This window comes from Tepidanaerobacter sp. EBM-49, assembly GCF_001896645.1.
GTDB classification, from domain to species: domain Bacteria; phylum Bacillota; class Thermosediminibacteria; order Thermosediminibacterales; family Tepidanaerobacteraceae; genus Tepidanaerobacter; species Tepidanaerobacter syntrophicus.
On record NZ_MPPE01000031.1, the window covers coordinates 1 to 4797 of the forward strand.

Sequence of the window (4797 nt, forward strand, 5' to 3'; positions counted from 1 at the left end):
AATAGACGGCCTTAAAGAAGCAGGTCTAAGAGACAAGGTTAAAGTGATAATAGGAGGCAACCCGGTAAACCAGGAAGTGTGTGAACATGTGGGGGCAGATGCCTGGACGACAAATGCTGCTGAAGGAGTAAAAATATGCCAGGGGTGGGTTAAGGAAAAAGAATATGAAAAAAGCAAAAGTAACTAGCAAAGGCTGCATTATAAAAACAAAATAAATAAAAAGGGGATTTAAGGAGAGGATTTAAATGAAGCAAGAAGCTTCAAAAAAGGTTACAAGTAAACTTATAAACAGCTATGGGTTTGTAAGCTTTGCATTTAATTTAATGATGATGGTAGCTGTAACCTACTATGCTTATTTCCTCACTGATGTTGCCATGATAAACGCAGCTTTAATGGGAACGATTTTGCTGATTGCACGGATTTGCGACATGATTTCCGTACCTATTACAGGCGGCATCATACAATCTGTTCAGCTTAAGTGGGGTCAATACCGCTCGTGGATTTTGCTTGCACCGCCGTTTACATGTTTGTTTTTTATTTTAATGTTTACCAATCCTGACTTTGATCCAATAACTAAAGGTATATTTCTCGGAACATGCTATGTTATAGCACATATTTGCGTTAATTTTGCATTTAATGCACATGCAGGCTTAATAGCAGTTCTGGGAAAAACTCCTCAAGAAAGAATGACACTTTCGCAAAGAAATGTCCAATTTATGATGGCATCCAGCATCGTGTTTTCATTAACCTGCATGCCACTAGTAGAATTTTTTGGCAGAGGAGATCAGGGAAGAGGATTTTTATTTACAGTAGTGATATTTGCTATTATTCAGGTGTTGGGGTATTGGAACCTATTTCGCCAAAGCGAAGGCTATGACTATTATGACCCAAATAAAAAAATGGGGAAAGGCGGTATAGGTATTTCTCCTGCAGAAATGTTCCAGCAATTATTTACGAATAGCCAGCTTCTAACACTATTTACTGTAAGTACTTTACAAGCACTAAGCATGTTCGGAATTTCTGCATTATTGTCATACTATTACAAATATGTAATAGGAAACCTTGACATGATTTCTATCCATCTTTTTGGCACGGCGGTATGTAGCTTTATTGGCAGTCTTATTGCCCCTTATATTATAAGAAAATTAGGAAAAAAGAACACATATTTACTAACTACAATAGTTAACGTAATTGTTTTTACTATAGTCCGTTTAACCGGCGGAAGAAACCCGGTGATTTTTATAAGCCTTGCAAGCCTTGGAGCACTGATAGGAGCAAGCGGTATGGCTATGGGAGCTGCCCTTTATTCTGATACAGCGGAATACGGAAAATGGAAAACAGGAAAAGATGCTACAGCTTTTATAATGTCTATGTCTGCAATGCCGACAAAAATCGGAGTCGCACTAAGCGGTGCAGTAGTAGGGTATGGCCTTGCCGCAGTAGGCTACGATCCAACAGTTGGAACAACGCCTGAGCTTGTAAACAGCATAGTAGATCTTACTACATCTATACCTATAATATGCGGTGTGATAAGTTTTATACTTTTTGCCATGTTTTATAAGCTTACAGACGAAAAAGTTATGGAAGTAATGGGGCTAAATACACAAAATGAATAAGCTTTAGCTTTAATGTATAAAACGCGAAATACCGCTCTAATACTAAGGAGGAGTTTGGATGAATGCAAATGAGCTTAGAGAATATCGTACCAAGCTGTATGAAGACGTTTATTCAGGAATTATTCCAGACAGATTTCCTGTTCATGACGGATTAAGTCCGGAATATCTTATAGAATATGCAGGCAAGGATTTCATGACTACTCAGTACCAATATACAGAGGAACTCTTAGAAGAGATTGGTGAAAAAGCCATGGAACTAGTACGGGGAGACAGTTTTTCGATGGCTTGGGTTAGAAATCCGATAGCAATCATGTTTCAAAAATCCAAAGCTTTTGTAATGAGCAAAACCGGAATGATTCAGCATCCGGAAGTTTCAGGATTTGAAGCTGATGAGTATGATGAATTTATTAAAAACCCCTTTGAATTTATGGTTGAAAAAATTATACCCAGACTAAATCCGGGCCTTGATACAGATCCGATTTCAAGAAGCGTGAATTTTACAAGGATAGTTTTAGCTCAAATGGATCAGCAGGAAGCATTTGATAAAAGCAATCAAAAGTTAGTGGAAAAATACGGCTTCTTCTCCCCGCCACCCGGAACAATGGGCCTTCAGCTTGTGCCTTTTGACTTTTTAGCTGATTTTTGTCGAGGATTTACTAAAATAGTGGTTGATATAAAGCGCCAGCCTGAAAAAGTACTCGAAGCAATGGAAGCACTAATGCCTTATGCTATATGGGCAGGAAGGACCCCTGAAACTTCAATTTTTGGAGCAAACATGATAATGACGCATATGGCCACATTCCTAAACACAAAGGATTTTGAAAAGTTTTATTGGCCCACCTTTTACAAACTTTGCCACATTTGCGCTGAAAGAGGGCAAGCCATGTCTATATTCTGTGAGGATGATTGGACGCGTTACATCGACTACCTTCAAGAATTGCCCCAAGGCACTAGGCTTGCAATGGAATACGGTGACCCTGTCAAATTTAAGGATAAGCTCGGTAAAAAAATGGTACTGAGCGGATTTTATCCAATATCACTGCTAAAAACAGGGACTAAGCAGCAATGCATCGATAAAGCCAAGGAACTAATAGACATTTTGGCACCTGGTGGAAATTATATATTTGGTTTTGACAAACAAGCACTAAGCATAACCGATATTAATCCTGAAAACTATGTAGCAGTAATGGAATATGTGCTTGCAAATTCAAAATATACAAATGCCGGCAAAAAGGTCACAACTGCCAAAAAGGAAGATTCTGTAATAAAGTTTTCACAAAATTATCCTGAATTTAAATCGAAATATATAGTTTCGTATGAGGAATTTATCAGCGACTACCCGCCGGTATGTGAAAAAGTAGATCCTCTTATGAGAAAGGCATATAATAAATACACTGATATGGTTATACCTTATTTGTCATCGATACTCTGATTTATTAGAATATGCAAAACTGCAGCCGTTTCAAAAATCATCGGCTGACGCAAATTAAGAAGGTGAATATTATAATGAAAAATGCCAAAGAATTGCAGCAAGAAAGGGCCCAGATATTTCATGATCTTGCTGATGGAAGGGTCCCAAAAAGAGTGCCGGTAGGCGGCAATATTGGAATAGAGTTTTGCATTCAATATGCCGGACTACCTCTTGCTAAAACTCAGTGGACATTAGAAGGTGTAGAAGAAGCGATGGACAAGGCCTGCCAGATAACAGGTTCAGACCTTTATCCGCTAGGGCCTGCAAGGCCGCCTATAGGATATCAGATATTAGGCTCTAGAACGAACGTTATGGGTTCTAAAGGATTTATTCAACATCCGGAAGTATCTGTTATGGAGGCGGATGAATATGATGATTTTATCAAAAATCCTCATGAATTCATTATGGAAAAAGCACTTCCAAGAATGGACAAAGAATTAGATACCGATCCAGTCACTCGCTCTATTGTATATGCAAAAGCAGTTAAAGCACATTTTGATTATCTTGATAGATATGCACAAATAGATGAAAAACTTATAGAAAAGTATGGTTTTTATAGAATACCACCAGAATCTGCCGGCATGGCTCTTTCTCCCCTAGATTATATTGCAGATTTTCTCCGCGGTTTTAAAGGAATAGTTATGGATCTGAGAAGATGCCCGGAAAAAGTGGCAGAAGCATGTGAAGCAATCCTACCTATGATAGTAAAAATGGGCACACCGCCGGTAATTTCAAAATACGGACAAACATTTATGCCATTGCATATGGCTCCGTTTTTAAGGACAAGCGATTTTGAAAATATTTATTGGCCTACATTCTCGCGAACAATTCAAGCATTGGCGGATAAAGGACAGAGAGTCTTTATGTTTTGCGACCATGATTGGATGAGATACCTAGATCATTTGTATGAGCTTCCTGAAAATACATGCATAGCTTTTGAATTTGGTGATCCAAAGGTAATTAAAGAAAAACTGGGCAAAAGACATATTTTATCTGGTCTTTATCCGATGACATATCTTAAAACAGCGACAAAACAAGAATGTGTAGATAAAGCAAAAGAACTTTTGGATATAATGGCTCCGGGAGGCAGATACTATTTTGATTTTGACAAGAGCTTGATATCAATAGACAGCGCAAATATAGAGAATTACACTGCAGTAACACGATATATTGCCGAAAACTCATATTACAACAATGCAGGTGAGCCCCTTGCTTCTGATGCTAATAAAGGAAAAAAATTTGTTGATACTGGAGAGATAAAAGCATTTAAATCTAAATATTATCAAACATGGGAAGAATATAAGGAAAAACATCCGAATATTAGCCCGGAGTTAGAACCTATAATAGCTCAAAAACTTCAGATGTATGAAGAAATGCTTTTTACGTTTTTCTAAGGTTTCCTTAATTTAGTATTAGTATCTGTTTGTAATTTTTTAGTAAACTACACTATATACCGGCCTTACCGCAAAACTCGAAGGAGATTTAGTAGGGTCGGTATATTGCTTATATGTAATCAAAAAATAGTATAAAAAATTAATGTTCAAAAAAGTATTGACAGTCTTTGTCAAGTCTTGTATACTTAAAATATAACTTGTATATACATATAACTACAAGAGGAGGTTTCCATCAATGTCAGACTTTAAACATTTAACCGAAGCTTTGGGAAATCTTGATGAAGAAGAGGTGCTTAGAATCTTAAAGGATTTTGTA

At 37.3% G+C, this 4797-nt stretch carries 4 protein-coding genes; all 4 read left to right on the top strand.

Annotated elements, in window-relative coordinates; translation table 11 throughout:
- On the top strand, window positions 1–187 hold a 187-nt coding region (locus BUE08_RS04970; protein ID WP_502689428.1), incomplete at its 5' end, for a cobalamin B12-binding domain-containing protein.
- A gap of 58 nt (window positions 188–245) precedes the next feature.
- Window positions 246–1616, top strand: a complete 1371-nt coding sequence (locus BUE08_RS04975; protein ID WP_273039128.1) for an MFS transporter — start codon at window positions 246–248, stop codon at window positions 1614–1616.
- A 58-nt stretch (window positions 1617–1674) separates the two neighbouring features.
- The gene (locus BUE08_RS04980; RefSeq protein WP_286680504.1) at window positions 1675–3048 is read left to right on the top strand and encodes a uroporphyrinogen decarboxylase family protein; all 1374 of its coding nucleotides are present in this window, start codon (window positions 1675–1677) and stop codon (window positions 3046–3048) included.
- Between the two features lie 74 nt (window positions 3049–3122).
- Window positions 3123–4481, top strand: a complete 1359-nt coding sequence (locus BUE08_RS04985) for a uroporphyrinogen decarboxylase/cobalamine-independent methonine synthase family protein (RefSeq protein ID WP_213951448.1) — start codon at window positions 3123–3125, stop codon at window positions 4479–4481.
- The last annotated feature ends 316 nt before the right edge of the window (window positions 4482–4797 follow it).